The sequence below is a fragment of the Clostridium sp. D33t1_170424_F3 genome, assembly GCF_015667585.1.
In the GTDB taxonomy this organism is placed as follows: Bacteria; Bacillota; Clostridia; order Oscillospirales; family Acutalibacteraceae; genus Anaeromassilibacillus.
The window spans coordinates 1-20,182 of the sequence record NZ_JADPEG010000007.1 but is presented as its reverse complement, the minus strand read 5'-3'; the positions used below and the strand labels follow the sequence as shown (position 1 = coordinate 20,182).

The 20,182-nt window shown below is 55.1% G+C and carries 15 protein-coding genes, 1 tRNA gene and 1 pseudogene; 7 read left to right on the top strand and 10 right to left on the bottom strand.

All coding sequences use genetic code 11. The annotated features are described in order from the left end of the window. Positions 1 to 58: 58 nt before the first annotated feature. The 3 genes from I4V53_RS06045 to rny all read right to left on the bottom strand — a co-directional run bounded on the left by I4V53_RS06045 (position 59) and on the right by rny (position 2,765). A complete protein-coding gene (locus tag I4V53_RS06045) occupies positions 59 to 826 on the bottom strand; it encodes a TIGR00282 family metallophosphoesterase (RefSeq protein WP_195984568.1) in 768 nt (255 codons plus the stop codon). A 27-nt stretch (positions 827 to 853) separates the two neighbouring features. Then, positions 854 to 1,126: an acylphosphatase gene (locus tag I4V53_RS06040; RefSeq protein WP_195984567.1), complete on the bottom strand. Its 273-nt coding sequence runs from the start codon at positions 1,124 to 1,126 to the stop codon at positions 854 to 856. An 82-nt stretch (positions 1,127 to 1,208) separates the two neighbouring features. Further along, on the bottom strand, positions 1,209 to 2,765 hold the full coding sequence (gene rny / locus I4V53_RS06035; protein WP_207747850.1) for a ribonuclease Y: 1,557 nt from the start codon (positions 2,763 to 2,765) through the stop codon (positions 1,209 to 1,211). A gap of 790 nt (positions 2,766 to 3,555) precedes the next feature. Here rny and thrS point away from each other — a divergent pair. Beyond that, entirely contained in the window at positions 3,556 to 5,460 is a 1,905-nt protein-coding gene (thrS, locus tag I4V53_RS06030) for a threonine--tRNA ligase (RefSeq protein WP_195984565.1), read from the top strand. 502 nt (positions 5,461 to 5,962) lie between these two features. On the opposite strand, the gene I4V53_RS06025 is transcribed toward thrS, so the two are convergent. The 5 genes from I4V53_RS06025 to I4V53_RS06005 all read right to left on the bottom strand — a co-directional run bounded on the left by I4V53_RS06025 (position 5,963) and on the right by I4V53_RS06005 (position 11,611). Continuing rightward, positions 5,963 to 8,323: an ABC transporter permease gene (locus I4V53_RS06025; protein ID WP_195984564.1), complete on the bottom strand. Its 2,361-nt coding sequence runs from the start codon at positions 8,321 to 8,323 to the stop codon at positions 5,963 to 5,965. Continuing rightward, on the bottom strand, positions 8,320 to 9,003 hold the full coding sequence (locus tag I4V53_RS06020) for an ABC transporter ATP-binding protein (RefSeq protein ID WP_195984563.1): 684 nt from the start codon (positions 9,001 to 9,003) through the stop codon (positions 8,320 to 8,322). The genes I4V53_RS06025 and I4V53_RS06020 overlap by 4 nt, the downstream gene beginning before the upstream one ends. A 1-nt stretch (position 9,004) precedes the next feature. Then, positions 9,005 to 9,580 (bottom strand): hypothetical protein, encoded by a 576-nt coding sequence (locus I4V53_RS06015; protein WP_195984562.1) that lies wholly within the window; start codon positions 9,578 to 9,580, stop codon positions 9,005 to 9,007. Between the two features lie 109 nt (positions 9,581 to 9,689). Then, positions 9,690 to 10,919, bottom strand: coding sequence for a sensor histidine kinase (locus I4V53_RS06010; RefSeq protein ID WP_195984560.1), 1,230 nt, complete (start codon positions 10,917 to 10,919; stop codon positions 9,690 to 9,692). Continuing rightward, complete coding sequence (locus tag I4V53_RS06005; protein WP_195984558.1) at positions 10,916 to 11,611, bottom strand: response regulator transcription factor; 696 nt, start codon at positions 11,609 to 11,611, stop codon at positions 10,916 to 10,918. The genes I4V53_RS06010 and I4V53_RS06005 overlap by 4 nt, the downstream gene beginning before the upstream one ends. 235 nt (positions 11,612 to 11,846) lie before the next feature. Between I4V53_RS06005 and I4V53_RS06000 the strand changes: the two genes are divergently transcribed. The 4 genes from I4V53_RS06000 to I4V53_RS05985 all read left to right on the top strand — a co-directional run bounded on the left by I4V53_RS06000 (position 11,847) and on the right by I4V53_RS05985 (position 14,332). Further along, positions 11,847 to 11,921: transfer RNA gene (locus I4V53_RS06000), tRNA-Gly, on the top strand. Between the two features lie 249 nt (positions 11,922 to 12,170). Then, positions 12,171 to 12,656 carry a flavodoxin gene (locus I4V53_RS05995; RefSeq protein WP_195984556.1) on the top strand — a complete coding sequence of 162 codons (486 nt, stop codon included), beginning with the start codon at positions 12,171 to 12,173 and terminating at the stop codon, positions 12,654 to 12,656. Further along, complete coding sequence (locus I4V53_RS05990) at positions 12,653 to 13,372, top strand: dihydrofolate reductase family protein (RefSeq protein ID WP_195984554.1); 720 nt, start codon at positions 12,653 to 12,655, stop codon at positions 13,370 to 13,372. Before I4V53_RS05995 ends, I4V53_RS05990 begins: the two co-directional genes overlap by 4 nt. A gap of 18 nt (positions 13,373 to 13,390) precedes the next feature. Beyond that, positions 13,391 to 14,332 carry an alpha/beta hydrolase gene (locus I4V53_RS05985; RefSeq protein WP_195984552.1) on the top strand — a complete coding sequence of 314 codons (942 nt, stop codon included), beginning with the start codon at positions 13,391 to 13,393 and terminating at the stop codon, positions 14,330 to 14,332. A gap of 155 nt (positions 14,333 to 14,487) precedes the next feature. On the opposite strand, the gene I4V53_RS14010 is transcribed toward I4V53_RS05985, so the two are convergent. After that, the gene (locus I4V53_RS14010; RefSeq protein ID WP_195984550.1) at positions 14,488 to 15,825 is read right to left on the bottom strand and encodes an ABC transporter substrate-binding protein; all 1,338 of its coding nucleotides are present in this window, start codon (positions 15,823 to 15,825) and stop codon (positions 14,488 to 14,490) included. A gap of 1 nt (position 15,826) precedes the next feature. Beyond that, entirely contained in the window at positions 15,827 to 17,944 is a 2,118-nt protein-coding gene (locus I4V53_RS05975) for a hybrid sensor histidine kinase/response regulator (RefSeq protein WP_195984547.1), read from the bottom strand. A 540-nt stretch (positions 17,945 to 18,484) separates the two neighbouring features. On the opposite strand from I4V53_RS05975, the pseudogene I4V53_RS14180 reads away from it, so the two are divergent. Together I4V53_RS14180 and I4V53_RS14175 are read left to right on the top strand one after the other, a co-directional pair. Beyond that, positions 18,485 to 18,679: pseudogene (locus I4V53_RS14180) on the top strand (GntR family transcriptional regulator); the annotation flags it as partial. A gap of 342 nt (positions 18,680 to 19,021) precedes the next feature. Beyond that, positions 19,022 to 19,957, top strand: coding sequence for a GntR family transcriptional regulator (locus I4V53_RS14175; RefSeq protein ID WP_353616489.1), 936 nt, complete (start codon positions 19,022 to 19,024; stop codon positions 19,955 to 19,957). Positions 19,958 to 20,182 lie beyond the last annotated feature (225 nt).

Sequence of the window (20,182 nt, the reverse complement as noted above, 5' to 3'; positions counted from 1 at the left end):
CATAGACTTGCAATATGATGCGGAAAATATATGGGAATTATCTTGCTTTCTGTCGGGTTCAGGCGAGGCGCAGGCGCTCGATTTCCAGCGTTTTCCCAGTTTTTTCGTCGATCTGGAACAGCGCGCAGTCCATCTCGCAGGGGCCGTCCGCGATGTCGAACCGGACGGGCATTTTGGTGCGCATTTTCTGAATCACAAGTTCCGGTTTGACGCCCAGGACGGAGTGGACCGGGCCGGTCATCCCCAGGTCGGAGATATAGCCCGTGCCGTTTTCCAGGATGCATTCGTCGGCCGTCTGCACATGCGTGTGCGTACCGAATACAGCGGAGACGCGCCCGTCCAGATAATAGGCGAGGGAGCGTTTTTCCCCGGTGGCTTCCGCGTGGAAGTCCACCAGCGTGATTTTCGGCGTCCCTTCGGATAAAATGCGGTCCGCAATATCGAACGGGGAATCCATGCTTTCCATGTATACAACGCCCATCAGGTTGATCACGCCCACCTGGATGCGGCCCATATCCACTGCGCAGAAGCCGCGGCCCGGCGCGCCTGCGGGAAAATTGGCGGGGCGCAGCAGCGACTCGCAGGAGTCGAAAAATTCATAGCTCTCCTTGCGGCGGAAGGTGTGGTTGCCCGCTGTAATTACGTCCACGCCGCTGTCAAAGAGAAAATTTGCAGACGTGGGAGTGATCCCGTTGCCGTCCGCCGAGTTTTCTCCGTTGGCGATCACGAGGTCGATCCCCTTGAACTTTTTGAGCTGGGGCAGATGGGCGCGCAGAAATTTGCAGCCGATGCTGCCGACCACGTCCCCGATTGCGAGAATATTCATATGTTTCATCCCTTTTTCTGTTTTCAGTCAAACGCGCACACGAAACCCCTGTTTCTCCGGAAGCTCCGGGATTTCGCGGATATCCAGGCGTTCCAGACGGCTGTAGCCGGTTCCGCGGCGCAGGGCGGCGGAGAACGCCGAAACGGCGGGGGGATCCCCCTGTACCTCAAGCTCTACACAGCCGTCCGGCCGGTTGCGGACCCATCCGGTCAGCCCGCGTGCTTGTGCGTCCCGCTGGGCGGCCCAGCGAAACCCGACGCCCTGTACTCGTCCCTGCGCCAGCATGGCGTAGCGCGGCATAGAATCGCCCCCTGTATCAGTATTGCCTGAGAACTGCTTTTTAAAATAAAAAGGCGGGCATTGCTGCCCGCCCCTGGTCTGTTTATTTTGCGTATTCGATTGCGCGGCTCTCGCGGATGATGTTGACCTTGATCTGGCCCGGGTATTCCAGGTCGTTCTCGATCTTCTGGCAGATGTCCCGCGCCAGCAGGATCATCCGGTCGTCCGTAATGATGTCCGGTTTCACCATGATGCGGATTTCGCGGCCCGCCTGAATGGCGTAACAGCGCTCCACACCTTCAAAGGAAGAAGCGACTCCCTCCAGCTTCTCCAGACGTTTGATGTAATTTTCCAGGTTTTCACGCCGCGCGCCCGGCCTTGCAGCCGAAATGGCGTCCGCCGCCTGTACGATGCAGGCGATAACGGTCTTGGCTTCCACGTCTCCGTGGTGGGCCTGAATGGCGTGAATAACGGTTTCGCTTTCCTTGTATTTGCGGGCCACATCCACGCCGATGTCGACGTGCGAGCCTTCAATTTCATGGTCAAGCGCTTTGCCGATGTCGTGCAGGAGGCCTGCGCGGCGGGCAATGGTCGGGTCAAGCCCCAGCTCCGACGCCATGACGCCGGACAGGTACGCGACCTCCAGGGAATGGTTCAAAACGTTCTGGCCGTAGCTGGTGCGGTAACGCAGACGACCCAGCAGCTTGACCAGTTCGGGATGAATCCCGTTTACGCCGGCCTCGATGATGGCGCGCTCACCCTCCTGTTTGATCGTGGCGTCCACCTCGCGGCGCGCCTTTTCAATCATTTCTTCAATGCGGGCGGGGTGAATTCTGCCATCGGAGATCAGTTTTTCCAGCGCAATGCGGGCCACCTCGCGGCGGACCGGCTCAAAGCTGGACAGCGTAATGGCCTCCGGCGTATCGTCGATAATCAGGTCGACGCCGGTCATCGTCTCGATCGCGCGGATGTTCCGTCCCTCACGGCCGATGATGCGGCCCTTCATCTCGTCGTTGGGCAGCGGCACAACAGAAATCGTCGCCTCCGCCACATGATCTGCCGCACAACGCTGAATGGCCATGGAGATAATCTCGCGCGCGGAATTTTCCGCGTCGTCGCGCGTCTGCTGTTCAAACTCCATGAGTTTGACGGCCTTTTCATGCGTGAGTTCATCCTCCAGGTTTTTCATGAGGAAATCTTTTGCCTGTTCCACAGTGAAACCGGAAATGCGCTCCAGCATTTCAAACTGGCTCTTCTTTACAGCTTCCGCTTCTGCCAATCGTTCGTCTGCCTGCTTGTTTTTGTTGTTAAGAATCTCGTCCTTTGCCTCTAAGCTCTCCAGCTTTTTGTCAAGTGTTTCTTCCTTTTGCTGAATGCGGCGCTCCTGCCGCTGTACTTCCTTCCGGCGTTCGTTCAGCTCTTTTTCCGCTTCCGCTCTTTGACGGTGGATTTCGTCCTTGCCTTCCAAAACGGCTTCTTTTTTCTTGGCCTCCGCGGTTTTGATCGCGTCGCTCACAATCCGTTTGGCCTCCTGCTCCGCGGAGCCGATGGTAAATTCAGCAATTTTCTTCCGGTGGGACACACCTGCCAAAAAAGCGATTACGCCAGAGATCACCGCGCACAGCAGCGCGATGATGATACATACTACAATAGGAATCAAAATTGTTGGCACCTCCTTGTCTTGATTTTGCAAGGAAGCGCTGACGCAAACCGTGCGCAATTACGCCGGTGTTATCCGGTAAAAAAGCGCGCAAAAAATAAGCCTATCCATCCTATTCCGTTATTTCAAGGTATTTTTAACACAAAATCCGGGGTGCAAAGCCGCCGGCGTGATTGTATGCGGGTTGTTTCAGCGTTTCCTCAGGGGATGGCCGGCGTTATAAACGGCCATCCTCTGAAAATTTTGTAATCGTTACAATGGTATTGCGTGGGTGCGTTACGCCCACGGTGCAAAACATTTGCATCATAGAAGTAATTGTATTACGTTTTATACCTGAATGTCAAGAATTTTAAGGGCAATATGTATAAATTATGAATAAAATATTATTTTGTTATTATGTAGAATTAAATGGGGAAGATTGTTCTAAAAGAGGAGAAAAAAGGGAAGGACTTTTCACTTGACAATCCGGATAACGGGTGCTAAGATTAAAATGAATTTTAAAGGAAAAAGCGTTGATGAGGAAGCCGCGGATTCCGTGCAGCAGAGAGCGCGCGCAATAGCTGAAAGCGTGTGCGGCAGGGAAGTTTGCAAGGGCCACCGCCTCTGAGTGCGTGCCGCAAGCGAATGGTTCGTGTAAGGCATGCCGTCTGGCCGCGTTACAGGCCGCAATGAGGGCAGCACTTTGCTGCCGAATCAGGGTGGAACCGCAGGAACAGCCTGCCCCTTTTGCGAGGGGCGGGCTTTTTTTATTTCATTTGGAAAGATTCTATGACAAGGGAGAGTAACGGATATGGTAAAAGTATCATTAAAAGGCGACGTCCGGGAGTATGAGGCTGGAACAACCGTCGCGGAAATTGCAAAATCCATCGGCGCGGGCCTCTACAAAGCCGCGTGCGGCGGAAAAATTGACGGGGAAGCGGTTGACCTGCGCACCCCGGTGACAAAGGACTGCACACTGGAAATCCTTACGTTTGACAGCGCGGAAGGCAAGCACGCCTATTGGCACACGTCTTCCCACATCATGGCGCAGGCGGTTAAGCACCTGTTCCCGGGCGCGGTCTTCGCCATTGGTCCGGCCATTGATAACGGCTTCTATTACGATATGGACCTGCCGCGCACCCTGACGCCGGAAGATCTGGAAAAGATCGAGGCCGAGATGAAGAAGATCATCAAGGAGAACCTTCCGCTGGAGAAGTTTGAGCTGACTCCGGAAGAGGCCAAGGAGATGATGGAGAAGGACGGCCAGATCTATAAGGTGGAGCTGATTGAAGAGCACTCCAACAAGGGGGAGAAGATCAGCTTCTATAAGCAGGGCGATTTTACAGACCTCTGCGCCGGTCCGCATTTGATGACCACAGGCCAGGTCAAGGCGGTTAAACTGCTCAACTGCACAGGCGCTTACTGGCGCGCGGACGCGAACAACAAGATGTTACAGCGTGTCTACGGCATCTCCTTCCCGAAGGCGTCCGAGCTGGACGAGTATGTCACCATGCTGGAGGAAGCCAAGAAGCGCGACCACAGAAAGCTGGGCAAGGATCTGGAGCTGTTCACCATCATGGACGAGGGCCCGGGTTTCCCGTTCTTCCTGCCGAAGGGCATGGTGCTGAAAAACCTGCTCGTCGATTACTGGCGCCAGATTCACCGCGAGGCGGGCTATCAGGAAATTTCCAGCCCGATGATTCTGAGCCGCAAGCTCTGGGAGCGCAGCGGCCACTGGGGCCACTATCAGCAGAACATGTATACCACCGTCATTGACGACGAGGATTACGCCATCAAGCCGATGAATTGCCCGGGTGGCATCCTGGTATACAAGACGAAGCTGCATTCCTACCGCGATCTGCCGCTGCGGATCGGCGAGCTGGGCCTGGTGCACCGTCACGAGCTTTCCGGCGCGCTGCACGGCCTGATGCGCGTGCGCTGCTTCACGCAGGACGACGCGCATATCTTCATGACGCCGGACCAGATCAAGGATGAGATCAAGGGCGTTGTCCGCCTGATCGACCAGGTGTACAGCACCTTCGGCTTTAAGTATCACATTGAGCTTTCCACGATGCCGGAGGACCACATGGGCGACGAGTCCGTTTGGGAAACAGCGACGGAAGCTTTGCGCAACGCCATTGTGGAACTGGGCTACGATTACGAGGTCAACGAGGGCGACGGCGCGTTCTACGGCCCGAAGCTCGACTTCCATCTGACCGACTGCATCGGCAGAACCTGGCAGTGCGGCACCATCCAGCTGGACTTCCAGCTGCCGGAGCGTTTTGAACTGGAATACACCGGCGCGGACGGCGCAAAGCACCGCCCGATCATGATTCACCGTGTGGTATTTGGAAGCATTGAGCGCTTTATCGGCATCCTGACGGAGCATTATGCAGGCGCGTTCCCGATGTGGCTGGCTCCGGTGCAGGTCAAAATCCTGCCGATTTCCGAGCGCAACCAGGAATACGCGGAGAAGCTGGAAAAGGCGCTGGTCAGCGCTGGCCTGCGTGTGGAGAACGACCTGCGGAGCGAAAAGATTGGCTATAAAATCCGCGAGGCGCAGCTCCAGAAGGTTCCGTATATGCTGGTTGTCGGCGATAAGGAGACGGAGCAGGAGAGCGTTGCGGTCCGCAGCCGTAAAGACGGCGACCTGGGCAGTATGGGCGTGGAAGAATTCATCGCCAAGGTACAGCAGGAAATTGCCGACAAAGCGTAAGAAAATAAAAATAGCTTTTTCATGAAAAAGGAGTGCCGGGATGTGGAACCGGCGCTCCTTTTGTTTTGCGGGCGGTTGTCGGATTTTGTTAAGATTATGTAAAGTGGAAAACGGTCAAGATTTTCAACGGTTTTCTGTTTGCGAACATAACAAAGTGGTGGAAAAGCGATAGAAACAGGGCAGAGTTGCCTCTTTAGCCGGTTGAAAACCCAGTGGAAAATGTGGAATTCTTTATTCCAGCCCAATGGGGATGGAGGGAAATACAGGGATTATGTAAAATAAAACACATTGGCATAATTTTATAAGTGGTGAAAATGGTGCTGGGCAAAAAACGATAAGGAAGAAAATGCCGTTGTATCCGGCGGATACCGGTTGAAATAATAGAATAAAAAATATATGGAACTTGTCCGTGTTCGGCAAAACGGAGCAGTACATATCATTGTAGCGCAAAAAAGGGAGCGCACGTAGCAAAAAACGTGTGCTCCCTTTAAATAATAGAATGCTATTCTGCGCTGATGGTTTCCACGATGGACAACGCCCGGATGCGCCTTGCCGGCCCGCGCACCGCAAGGAATGCCGTTACGGCGACCAGGGCGATGATCATGCAGAGAGGGATGGCAGGAATTTGCCATGGGTCACCCCAGCGGAATGTCACCATTTTGCTGAAGAGAAACCAGTGGACGGGCAGGCCAAGCAGGCAGCCTGCCAGACTGCCTGCGGTGGCATAGGTTGCCGCCTCGGCCGTTACCATTCGGATGAGCTGACGGCCGCTCATGCCAATGGCACGCATGGCGCCGTATTGCCGCATTCGGGCGGAAACGCTCATGGAGAGACTGTTGACGACGTTGAAAACGGTAATCAGTGCAATCATGGTCAGGAACCCGTAAACAAAGAGAGAGAAGGCGAGATATGCCCCGGTCACTTCGGCATTGCTGGCGCGGCGATCCGAAAATTTCACATTCGGTCCGGCCAGCGTTTGGATTGCCTCCACCTCGTTTTCGGTGATCTCCCGGGAGACTTGCAGGTCGATGATGGTATATCCTCCCGCACCAAAGAGGTCCTGGAAGGTGCCCTCGGAGCAGATCACGTTTCCAAGTCCCTTGCCGGTGCTGAAGACGCTGTCGGAGAGGACGCCGACGATTTTCAACTCTTTGGGTGTACCGTTGCAATCCAGCGTGACAACGTCGCCCAGCCGCAGCGGATTGTCCGGGCTGTAGACCGTCAGAGCGGTCCCCGTATCGGAGTCAGCCGATTCCACCGACCCTTCCAGCAGCGCCTGTTCCGCCCACCGGAACTGATGCTCCTCATAGGAAATCAGGTCGGCGGTGCCATGCAGCTCGCCGCGCGTGATGGGGACGTCGTAGGCGAACATCCGACCGTAGGCGCGCTCTACAGCCGGGTTGTCCCGCAGAGACGCCAAAAGTTTGCCGCTGATGGAACGGGTGCTGTCGGGGCTGACGACCGAGAGATCGGGCGTTGTGGGATCCAGCGGCGTGAGGGCGTGGTTCATAAAGCTGATGAGCGTAGAAAAGGACAGGAATAAAATAATGCTTAAGGCAAAGGAACCGGCCATCAGGAGCAGGTTTTTCCGGTTTGCCTTGGCGTGATGAATGCCCAGAGCCGTATCCACCTTCAACCAGGCGGTATTGGCAGCCTTCCGGGCTGGAGCGGCGCTATCCGCGTTGCCGGACACCGCCGTCAGCGGGGAGACCCGCGCGGCTCTTTTGGCCGGGGCCCTGGCCGCCAGCAGAACGGTCAGTAAGCCGACAACCGCACCGACCAGAAGGCTGGGGATGCTCACGGCAAACACGGGCATATCTGCAAAATAATAAGGGCTGAGCCATCGCAGGACGGCACACAATATCCAGATTGCCGCGACGCCGGTTCCCAGGCCCAGCGGAATTGCAAACCGGCACCAGGAGAGGGCTTCGGTGCGCACCAACCGGATTATTTGCCTGGGTGTGGCACTGATACAGCGCAGCATCCCAAAAAACTGGGTGCGCTGGGCCACGTTGCTGTTCAAACTGCTGGCGATCATCAGGACGCCTGCCAACAGCACCAGGAAGACAAGGATGGCCGCCGTCAGATAAAGCCCCAGCATCGTCGGATCGTCGCTCTGCCCCATGAGCCCCAACAGCTTAAAGTTCTGTCCGACCCGGTCGTCGGGAAGTGCAAGCTGTGATTGAATGTCAGCTATGGCTGTTTGAATATTGCTGTAAGGAGAGAATTGGACATAGTACATCCCGGGAACGGTCCCCGCGTTTTTCGCGGCTATTTGTGGAATTGCCCGGTACTGTTCCGTCGGGAGAAAAACGCCGTAGGCGTCAAAGCGCAGCATCATGGACGTGTTTTCTGCAAATCCGCAAATCGTAAACGTCAGCGGATTTCCTTCCGGCATTTTCACTGTGATGGTGTCTCCCAGCTTGAGGTTCATCGCTTTCTTCGCGTTCTGCGTCACCAAGGCTTCCTGTCCTCCGGCGGGGAAATGGCCTTCCAGCAGAGGAATGCCGGTGTGAATTTTTGAGAGAAAGCTTGCGTCAAAGCCGCAGATTGCCGCTGGCTTTCCGCCGAGGGAACAGTCCGGCTCCGCCTGGTAGTTATAGACGTCGTACCAGGAGATGGCCTCCACGTCCGGACGTGCGGCGATCAGTGCCGCGTCCTCATCGCTGATCTGTTTAAAGGCTGCGTGCCAGTTGCCGTCCGTCTTATACGACTGGATTTTTTGGCTGCGGAGAAACATATCAGCCATACCGAAAATTGCTGTGACGAGGAGAACGGAGAAGACGATGCAGAGGATGGACATCCGGTTTTGCTTTTTGTGAACCCGTGCGGAGATCGGAACAAGATCGAGATAGCGTTTCATTCCCTCACCCCGCCCAAATCGGTCAGCACGCCGTCCACCACCCGCAGCACACGGTCGCAGGAGGAGGTCAGGCTGGCGTTGTGAGTGATCATCAGGATGGTTTGCTGGAAGCGGCGGGAGGCCTGCACCAGCAGTTCCATGACGTCCTGGCTGTTTTTACTGTCCAGATTACCAGTTGGTTCGTCCGCCAGAATCAGCATGGGCTTCATCACCAGGGCCCGGCCGATGGCTACACGCTGCTGCTGGCCGCCGGAAAGCTGGCTGGGCAGGTGATGGCGCCGCTCGCGCAGACCGAGAACCTGCAGGATTTCTTCGATCCGTCCCGGATCGGGCTTCCGGTAATCCAACAGCATGGGAAAGGCGATGTTCTGTTCCACCGTCAGTTCGCCCACCAGTTGAAACGATTGAAATACGAAGCCGATATTCCGCCGGCGGAAGACGGTGCGCTCCTGTTCCTTCATGGCGAACAGGTTTTCGCCGTCCAGCAGCACCGTGCCGGAGGTGGGGTTATCCAACCCGCCAATACAGTTGAGCAGGGTGCTTTTTCCGGAGCCGGATTCCCCGACCACCGCGACGAATTCCCCCTTCGGTACCGAAAAGCTTACATCCTTCAGCGCCTGCACGGATGTTTCACCGGTTCCGTAGGTCTTATTCAGGTTTTTGACCTCCAAAAGATTCATATCAGTTCTCTCCTTCCGTGCAAAGCTTCTGTGGGCGGCGGTACGTCAGGCAGAGGGCCCCGCCGCAGGCACAGGAAATCAGCAGGGAGGCGCCGGATACCTGTATAAGACCTGTCAGGCCGCCGGCACCGAAGCCGAAGGTGAAAATAAAGACCGCCAAAGCGCCCAGCAGCGTCATGACTGCCAGCGGGAGAAGAACGCGCCTGCGCAAAGCGATTCCCGCGTGGCAGGCGGCCGCAACATAGGCGGCGCCTTCCAACAGCAGGAGACTGCTCAGGAGGACGGGCGTGACCTGGACGAGATAGCGGGCAAAGACGACGCAATGGACGCCGAAGACCAGGATCAGGCAGCCTGCAGCCAGGTTTGCGTAGGATAAGGGCGTTCTGGCGTCCTTACGCAGAAAGAAACGCGCCGTGCGAAAGATACCATTCAGCAGGCAATATCCAACCAGAAGGGCGTAAAAGACGCCGCTGAATAAAAATTCCGGAAAAAGGAGCGTCAAGCTGCCCATCAGACCGAAGAAGGCGGCCCGCAGCAGGGCAGACTTCCCAGGATGTTCAAAAAGTAACATACGCATCAGTTGTTCCACCTTTCCATACAGCATTCTCTAAGTGTAAATGGTTCATATCGGTACCTCCTGTAACAAAAGGATACCAGCCGGAGCTTACAATCAGATGAATTTCAGCTTACGCTTCCGTAAGAAAGGAGATGGTGAATGCGGCGCCTTCGCCCGGCGCGCTGCGGACGGTCAGCACGCCGCCCTGTCCCTCGATAATCGCCTTTGCCAGCGGCAGACCCAGTCCCACGCCCTGGCGGTCCAGGGAATGACGGCTGCGGTAAAACCGCTTGAAAATATGATGAATGTCTTCGGCCGCAATGCCGCACCCGTTGTCTGAAACGGTGATACGGACGACGGCGGGGGAGAGTTCCCAGGAGATGGCAATACGTCCTCCGGGTGAAGTGTGGTCCAGCGCATTTTTTATGAGATTGCCGACGGCCTCGCTTGTCCACTCCGGGTCGCAGACGACGGTGTCCTCCGAACGCCCATTTACAGCCACGGCCTTCTGCTCCAGTTCCGCTCTGGTTCCGAGCTCTGCCATTGCCCGGCTGACCAGGCCGGATACGCGGACCCGCTTTCGCTCAAAGATAATACCGCCTGCGTCCAGACGGGTGATTTTCAAGAGGGATTGAATCAGCCTCTCCATGCGGTCTAAAGACTTTTCCATTTTCCGCGAAAACTCCGTTACAACCGCCGAATCGTGAGCTTCCTCTTCAATAATTTCATGGTACATCCGCAGAGCGGCTAAAGGCGTTTTAAGCTGGTGAGAAATATCTGAAATCGTATTTTTGAGAAATTCTTTTGTCCTGTGTTCCGTTTCTCCCTTGGCCTGCAGTGCGCAGGCCAAGGCGTCCACCGCCGCAAAAAGCCGCGCCAACGTTCCCTCGCCGGTACGGGGCAGGTGGGAAGAAAAGTCTCCGGATGCAAAACAGCGGACGATTTGCTCCGCGCCGCGGTATCGGCCGTCCAACCGGAGAAGGAACAGCAGCGCCGCGCACAGCAGCAATGCCGCGCACAGAATCATACCCGGCAAAAGATTCCAGACCGTGTTCTGTTCAAAAGCCCGGAGCGTGGGGAACAGTTGTCCGGGCATGTTTTCCGTCCGTCCAATCCGGGCCAGCAGTTCCCGCCCCGGTCCGCGGTCCGCCTCGCTGCCCAAGGCGGCCGCGATTGTTTCCTGCGGCACGTCCCGTTCCAGCAGTCCTCCGGCGATGGCCTGTTCCCGTTCCAGCAGCATCGTCCGGGCCGCCTGCGCCTGCCCGGCGCAGAACAGCAGACAGCCTGCGATCAGAGAAGCGCAGAGTAAGGATACAGCCAGCAGATACCATCGGTTTTGTTTGTCCCGTAAAAGCGTCATACCGACACCTCATTCCACTGATACCCAAAGCCACGCACCGTCGTCAAATGTGCCGGATGCGAGGGGTCCGACTCAACCTTTTCCCGCAGGCGGCGGACATAGACGGACAGGGTGTTATCATCTACAAAATTTCCGTTCTGATCCCAAAGGGTATCCAGGATCGACTGGCGTGAAACCACGCGGCCCGTATTCCGCACCAGCAGACAGAGCAGCTTGTACTCGCCCAGCGTCAGATCCAGCGGAGCTCCCCGGAGGATGGCGCGGCTCTTCAACAGATCAATGACAAGGTCCCCGCATAAAATCTCCCCGCTTTCCGGCGCATCCGCCCGCCCGGTCCGGCGCAGCAGGGCGCGGATGCGGGAAAACAGCTCTCCCATCCGAAAAGGTTTGGTGATGTAATCGTCGCCGCCGCTGTCCAGGCCGCGGATAACGTTTACCTCCTCATCCGAAGCGGTCAGGAAGATGATTGGCACGCGGTTGCCCCGACCACGGACCCATTCACAGGCGGAGAAACCGGTCCCGTCGGGCAGGGTCACGTCCAGGAGCAGGAGGTCGAATGACTGCTGTTCCAAGAGTGCCTTTGCTTCACCCACGGTCCGCGCGGTTTCAAAGGCATAGCCGTTTTTTCTTAAAGCGTATTGCAGCCCGTCGATCAGGCTGATGTCGTCTTCCAAAAGCAGGAGTTTATTCATGTAGCGTTCCCCCTGTAAATAAACTTTTATAATAGTATTATACCAGCAGATTGCTATGAGACACAGCGGGGTTGACGCATCTTACAAAACTGTAAGTTTTAAGAAAAAGTCCGTTTATTTGAGGCTGCATACCTGTTTTGTGTTTTCTTTCATTGCTCTTCGCATTATAAAAATCCGGTTTCTGGAAAAAGAGGCTTGAAACAGCCGGAGCTTTGTGATAAAATAATGAAGCTATGCGGGAGTAGTTCAGTGGTAGAGCGTCAGCTTCCCAAGCTGAATGTCGCGGGTTCGAACCCCGTTTCCCGCTCCAAACATAAAACCCGGAAGTCCAACGAATGCGGTTGGGCTTCCGGGTTTTATTTTTACTTCTGGCTGCAAAGTTGAAGGGACCACGCCCAACTCCTTTGCCATCTTTCCCACGATACAGAATTTTAAAAATTTTCCTCAATTTTATTTTTCCTCTTGACTTGAAGTGCACTCCAGGTTGTAAGATATCCTTGAACTGGCAAAGATACGATGTCAGACCACACAGAATCAGACAAGCAGGAGGACAAATCTTATGAAAACGTTGCTTTTATATTATTCTTATGGTGGGAATACCCGCTCGATTGCCCGGCGCATTCAAGCCGCCCTGGGCTGCGATATGGCGGAGATTGAAACGGCGGCCCCTTATTCCGGCGATTACAACGCCGTGGTGGAGCAGGGGCAGCAGGAGGTAAACACGGGCTTTGAGCCGGAACTCAAACCCCTGGCCCACAACATCGCCGGGTATGACGCGGTGATTCTGGGCACGCCGGTGTGGTGGTACACGTTCGCCCCGGCGGTTAAGACCGTGCTGTCCATGGCGGACTGGACGGGAAAAACCGTATATCCGTTTGCTACCAACGGCGGCTGGATCGGCCATACATTCCAGGATTTTGAGAAAGCCTGTGCCGGGGCCACGGTCAAAAAGGGGATGGATATTCGTTTTGACGGGCGTTCCCTGCGCACCTCTGAGACGGACGTCGACCGCTGGATACAGACTTTAAAGGAGGAAAACCAATGAACAGACCCTATATTTTCTGCCATATGCTGACCTCGCTGGACGGCAAGATCATGGGTAACTATATGGAGGCGCCGGAGTGCGGCCCTGCGGGAGACGCCTTTTACAGGATTGCTTTCGGTAAAGACCGGACCTACCGGCATCAGGGCTGGCTGTCCGGCCGGGTGACCACCGACGACAATTTCACCTTTTACCGCAAACCCGACCTGGACGAGAATGCTCCCGCCGTGCCGGAGGGAGACTTTGTAGCCAGGAAAACGGATATGTACTACGTCTCCATCGACCCTTCCGGCCGGCTGGGCTGGGAGAGCGACACCCTCACCTATGAGGACACCGCCGCCCATGTGCTGGAGGTTCTCACCGGGAAAGCGTCCAACGCCTACAAGGCACTGCTGCGCAGGCTGGGGATTTCCTATATTGTGGCGGGAGAGGACAGCCTGGACTACAGCTTGGCCCTGGAAAAGCTGAAAACCCTGTTTGGGATTGAAACCCTGATGCTGGGCGGCGGCGGCGTGCTCAACTGGTCCTTTATTCAGCAGGGAATGTGCGATGAAGTGAGCGTCGTAATGGCCCCCTGCGCCGACGGTTCTACCACCACCCAAACCTTGTTCCAGACCAAAGAGGGGTTGAGCACCGACGACCCGGTGGGTTTTACCCTGAAAAGTGCGGACGTGCTGGACGGCAGCGCTGTCTGGCTGCGGTATACAGTAAATCGATAAGAAGTGGGAGGAACTGACATGAGCGGCTATATTTCTGAACTGAGCGGCGGCGTCAGCCGGACCGGCGTGCGCTACCAAAACCGATATGGGATGGACATTGCGGGCGACCTCTATACCGCCGGGGATATGGACAGGGGCGGACAGTACCCCGCCCTGATTGTGGGCGCGCCCTACGGCGGCGTCAAAGAGCAGGGCCCCTGCGTCTACGCCGGTGAACTGGCCCGGCGTGGTTTTGTGGTGCTTACCTTCGACCAGTCCTTTATGGGCGAGTCGGCAGGCGAACCCCGGCACGTCTCCTCTCCTGACATTTTTACCGAGAATTTCAGCGCGGGAGTGGACTACCTGGGCCTGCAGCCCTTTGTGGACCGGGAAAAGATCGGCGTCATCGGCATCTGCGGCTCCGGCGGCTTCGCCTTGTCCGCTGCCCAGTGCGACACCCGGATCAAGGCCGTGGCCACCTGCAGCATGTACGACATGAGCGCGGCGGGCAGAGACTCCATGGATGCAGAGGCGTTGCAGGCCGCCAAGGAGAAGTTGTCCCGCCAGCGGTGGGCGGACGCGGAGAACGGGGCCCCTGAGTACAACCCCTATTTTCCTGAAATGGCGCTGGATACTGTACCGGAGGGCCTGGATCCCGTCACAGACGAGTGGATGCGGTTTTACGCCCTCAAGCGGGGCCATCACCCCAACGCCCGCGGCGGCTTTACCACCACAAGCGACCTGGCGCTGCTGAATTTCCGCCTGCTGGGTTTCCTCGACGAGATTTCGCCCCGGCCCGTCCTGTTTGTTGTGGGCGACCGTGCTCACTCCAAATTCTTCAGTGAAAATGCCTTTGCGAGAGCGAAAGAGCCCAAGGAATTGTATGTGGTGGAGGACGCGGAGCACATCGACCTCTACGACCGCACAGATCGTATTCCCTTCGATAAGCTGGAGCGTTTTTTCAAGGATAATCTGCGCTGAAACAGATGAAAAAGGCCCCAAATGGGTTTCTCCATGGTGGGAGAAACCAAACGGCAATCCAATAAGACAGAGAGGTGGAGGATCATATGATCCTCCACCTCTCTGTCTTATTGGATGATTTCCCCGGTGCGGCTCCGCCAATCCCGGAAGAATCGTCATTTTGACTCCGGCGCCGATCGTCCCTGTTCCAGCGCGGCATTGCAGGTCTCGTCGATAGAGGCTGCGACTTCAGCCGGGGTCTTCGTTCCCCGCAGCAGGTCCTGAATGTTGAGATAGAACACATCCCGCACCCCCTGCCAATTCAGATTGTCCAGGCGGACGATGGTGGTGAGATTTTCGCTGTTCTCCCTGTAGGCATTCAGCATCCAGATTTCATCGCCGTACTGCTCCATGACCGAATCGTTGACCGGAAGAGTCCCCAGCGTATACTTCATCAATTCCGGGTCCGTATAGATATAGCGGATAAAATCCTTTGCCACCTGGACTTTCTCCGGGTCGCCGTTGTCGAACACACAGAAGCCGTTGGTGGTGGCGACGGCATAACCGCGGCCGTCCATGCTGGGGAAGTTGACCGGGAACACATCCAGACCCTGGGCGCGATAATCCCACAGATTGGTCAGGTTGGACATGCAGATGGCCAGCTGTCCGTTGCCGAACAGATCGAGCGCGTCGATCAATGCAATGTTTTCCGCGGCCTTTGGCACATAGCCCTGCTCGTCGAGGGTTTTCAGCCAGGTGAGCGCCGCGATGCCCTCCGGCGTATTCACGGCAAAATTTCCGTTTTCGTCATACAGACTGCCGCCCATCGCCTGAAGCAGCGTCATGATATGGCTGTCCCCCTGGCTGTTGAGGGCGTACATCATGAACACATAGGTGCTCTCATCGGCAATGGACGCCTTCAGGCCCGCAAATACTGTGTTGAACTCCTCCGTGGACCAGTGGGCGATGGTGTCCGGCTCAGGGATGAAGGCGTCCAGCCCTGCCCGCTCCATCAAGGTTTTGTTCACAGCCAGCGTATTCTGCAGCTGATGGTAGGGAATGACGTAGACATGCCCCTTGTAGGTGTTCTGGTTCCAGAGGGTCTCGCTGATGTCCGAGCGCAGCTCCTCGTCGATGATGTCGTCCAGCGGGACGAGCCACCCCTTGTCCGCCCAGGCGGAGGTGTTCCAGGAGCCGGCAAAGAAGATGTCCGTCGAGTCCTCCGTGCCGATCTTGTCCAGCAGCTGCTCTTTCTCGTCCGTGTAATTGTAGCGGCTGATCTCAACCTGCACGTCATAGGCCGTATACTGAGCGCTGAACCGTTCCGCTGCCAGAGCCAGCATGTCGCTGCTTTCCGATTCGCCCACGCCCGGTACGTCGCCCAGCCCGATGGGGGGCGTGGTGATTTTCAGGGCGATCGTTTGCGGCTTCTCATTGTTAAGAGATGGAGACTGGCATCCCGCCAGGGAAAAACTGATGGCAAGCGCCAAACATATACAGAATATCCGCTTCACTTCATTCTCTCTCCATTTCCAAACATGCGATTTTATCCAACAGTTTTGCAATATCCAGCGGTTTTGTGAGCGCGTCATTCATCCCTGCTGCCAATGCCCTGTCCAGGTCTTCCTGGAACGCATTGGCGGTCACGGCGAAGATGATGACGGTCCTGGCGTCCGGGTGGCCGCTCTGCCGGATGCGGCGGGCCGCCTCGTACCCGTCCATCACCGGCATCTGCACATCCATCAGGATCAGGTCGAAGGCGTGTTCCGGGCTGGCCTCGAAAATATCTACGGCTTCCTTGCCGTTGACGGCTTCCGTCAAAAGACACCCCTGCGCTCCCAAGACTGTTGTGATAATCAGCCTGTTCAGCTCGTTGTCTTCCACAACCAAAATGTGCCTGCCTTTTACATCGACTGTGGTTTTCCGGGAAGCCTGCTCTTTCGCCGGGCCGGGACTCTTTGCAATCAGGAGAGGGATCGTGATGGTGAAGGCAGTGCCCTGCTCCGGCTTGCTGTCGGCAGAGATGGTCCCGCCCATCTTTTCCACCAGATTCTTGCTGATCGTAGTGCCGAGGCCCGTACCGTTTTTGTAGATCGTCCGGTTCTCCTGCTCAAAGGGCTGCCAGATCCGCTCCAGAAATTCCTGGCTCATGCCGCAGCCGGTATCCCGGATGATGAAGATGGTGTTTGCGGTTTCGTTATCCAGCGTCTGTGTGGCGGTCAGCTTGACGGAGCCATTCGCCGGCGTGAATTTGATGGCGTTTCCCAGGATGTTCATCAGAATCTGCTTGAGGCGGATCTCATCGCCTATGACCCAATTTTGTTTCAGGTCCTGGTATTCCATTGTAAATGCAATCCCCTTATCATTGGCCTGCGTTTCCAGCAGCTTGTTGATCTCAGACAAAAACGCGTTCAGGTCCAGATCCCGGCAGATCAGCTCCAGCTGTCCACTTTCAATTTTGGACATGTCCAGGACGTCGTTGATGATGTCCTGCAAAAATGTGGTTGTCACGAGCGCCTTTTGGAGGTACTCGGACATTTTCGCCCTGTCGTCCAGGCTTTCCTGCATCAGATAACACAATCCCGAGATACCATTGAGCGGCGTGCGGATCTCGTGGCTCATATTTGCCAAAAATTTGGTCTTGGTCTGCTCCACAATGCGGAGCGTTTTCACCTCGTTCATTTGCCGGTAGATGAAAGCCACGGTTACCAGGCACACGATGCCGATCAGCACAAAGAACACCAGCGACTGCACCAGCAGCCTGCGGACCTGATCCGTTGTGATCTTGTCGGAGAGCTGAACAACCAGACTCCAGCCGGAATGGTACTTGTCATTCAGCGGCTCGATCAGCGTATAAAACCCTTTGCCGTCCACAGAAAACCGGAAGAGCTGCCGCTCTCCCTGCTGGATGGCGGATTGGATCTCAGCCTGGGTGTAACCCTTCTGCAGTCCGGCGTTTGCCAGGAAGCGCAGGTAGTTGTTGGAGCTGTCGGCCTCGTAGACCGTACTGGACGTCACGATCTCGCCGTTGGACTGGATAATGACGGTCATGCCCATCTGGTCAAAGCTCTCCAGGCGCATCTGTGCCTCGATGGAGGAGATGGGCACCAGGCCGACAATACCGGCCACCCGCTCTTCGCCGCACTGGACGGGCTCGGCCAGATTCGCCCCGCAGATCATGTATTCGCCCCAGTGCTCGCGGCTGCTCTCGCGATAGATGGACGCGAAGGAGCCGTCAGCGGTCAGATAGTCATCCTTCCAGGTCATGTCATTTAAAGCCGTTCTCAGGCCGGTATGGGAATACACACTTCCCTGGTTCGTCACCAGATACAGCCGCTGAAACGTTCCGGAGACCACGTTGAGTTTCATGTCGGTGAAAGCCTCCGCCAGCGAGTACTCCCTGGCGGCGTTTACACGGTTTGTAATGGTCATCAGGTCCTTCCATTTGCTGTCCATCTGGTTGAGCATGTTCTGCCGGTCGTGCTCGGCGATCTGTTCCATAAAGGATACGGTTGTGGCGTGTATGACCTCCCGGACGCTTTTTTGATAGATCCAATAGCCGGCGGACAGCAGAGTGACGACAACGGCGAACAATAAAAACAAGGGAAAAATTTTTCGCTTCGCCCTATTCATAGCATTACGCTCCTTTTCACCCTGATTTTGCGCCGCAATCGTCGGCCGCTCACGATTTCACTTTTGCCCGCACACGAAGGTACAGGCGCTCCAAAACCGTTGAATCCAAATCTGTAAGCTTGAAGGGATAGTCCCCCTTGCAATCGGAAACAACACATATCGTTACGCTTGAAAGTGCGTTCTGGCAAACATGTTTTTCTTGGAACCTAACCAAAATTAAGTATAGTACAATTGCCCTTTTTTTGCAACAGCAATTCGAGATAAGCCGGCGGAAGAGAATGTGGTGGCGAACAAACAGATTCAAACGCGGCTTTGGTCTTTGACAGGCGTTTATCTTTTAGCCCTGATGCGAAGGCGGTGCAGACTGGCGGATTCCGTTGCAGTTGCAAAATAAGGAACTCTGCCTTATAATAATCAAAATGAGGAGCGTTCGTCGTCGTATCCAGAACGAGAAGCCGTTCATCATGGATAGCGTGTATGCAAGAGGCATTGGACGAAACAGGCTGAAAAAGAATAGAGGCCACATGACGAAAGGCGAAGATGGTTTTGAGTTATGATATTATGATGTATGAGCGGGTTTTTCAGATTCTCAAGAACAGGATTGAATGCGGGCTGCTGTCAACAGGCGCAAGCCTTCCTTCACGCATCCATTTGTGCGAGGAATTCGGGACCTCGGAAAAGACCATTCGCCGCGCATTGAAGATGCTGAAAGAAAAAGGCTTGATTGATACGCAACAGCGGAGGCGCCCTGTTGTAAGCTATAATTGCAATGCCGTTCATCGAACGGCCATGCTTGCACTGGAGAAAATAGACGCTGTAGTCACAGACGACGTACTTAGAACGGGCGTACTATTGTGTTATCCCGTGATTAAAAACGGGATTTCTCTTTGCAAAAAAGCGGACCTGAAAATACCGCACAAAATTCTGAACAATATGAGGATTGAAAACGCTGACGAGTTTTGGCGATTATCAAAGCGTTTTTGGAGATTCTTCATTGCACGAAATGAAAATGATCTAAGCCTTCGGGCGGTGGACAGTCTGGGTCTTGCAGATCTTAAACCATTGCAGGATGACACTTTGAGCCGGGCCAGGTATTACGAACAGCTGCAGGGGTTTATGCGGATTATTGAAGGCGACGGCGCTCCGGAAAGCGCTCCTTTTGACGATATGTCCGGGCTGTATGGATTTACATATGGAAACAGTCCGGCGTTCTATGCGCCTTCTGACTCGGCGGTCATTCTCGGAAGAAAACAACTGGAAAAACTTTTATCAGGCGCCGAAGTAAGACACGCGGCGGTGTACATGGATCTTTTGGGTCTGATTGCAGTTGGACGGTACAAACGGGGAGACAAACTGCCCACGCACAAGGAGCTGCAGGAAATATACGGCGTTTGTGTGGATACAACTATCAAAGCGATTCAAATAATGCAGGAATGGGGCGTTGTAAAAACGGTACGCGGGAATGGCATCTTTGTAGAAATGGATCTGGAGGAATTGAAAAAAATTCAGATTCCTGCCCATTTAATTGCCAATCAGGTTCGCCGCTATCTGGACAGTTTGGAACTGCTGTCCTTAACAATTGAGGGAACAGCCGGCTGTGCCGCACCGCGCATTACACAGGAAGAGATTCAGGCGGTAAAAAGCAGAATTGACCGCCTTTGGAATGAAGAGTACCTGTATGGGCGTACACCCGCCGTACTTCTGGATTTTATCATCAAGCATACGGGTATTGACGCATTGAATGGCGTTTACGCACTCCTGCAGAGGAATTTGCGGATTGGCCGCAGTATTCCGGCCCTGCTTAATACAACTAAAACGGCTGTGAACTGCGAAATTCATGAGCAATGCGTAAAAGCGGTCGATCTGCTCTCCGCCGGAAATTATGCCGCCTTTTCCGAAAAGACTGCTGAGGCGTTTCAGAGAATCTATCGCCTGGTGATCGAGGAGTGCAAGCGGCTGGGCTACTATGAGGCCGCCATGGAGGCCTATGACGGAAGCGCATTGTGGAAATAGAATTTATCACATTACATTTACCAGTTCTCTGAGCGTCGGGAAGGTTGGCCGGAGGACCGTTGGTTTTATGTACAAAATGAAGCTGTGCCGCTCAAACATGAGCGGCACAGCTTCTTGATTTAATCAGCTTTAGCAAAAGGACAACCCCCGGCTAAGCCGGGGAGAGTAAAAAAGATTAAATAGTGAAAAAACCTTCTGGTAGAATAAAGTCGCGGTCGGTCAACT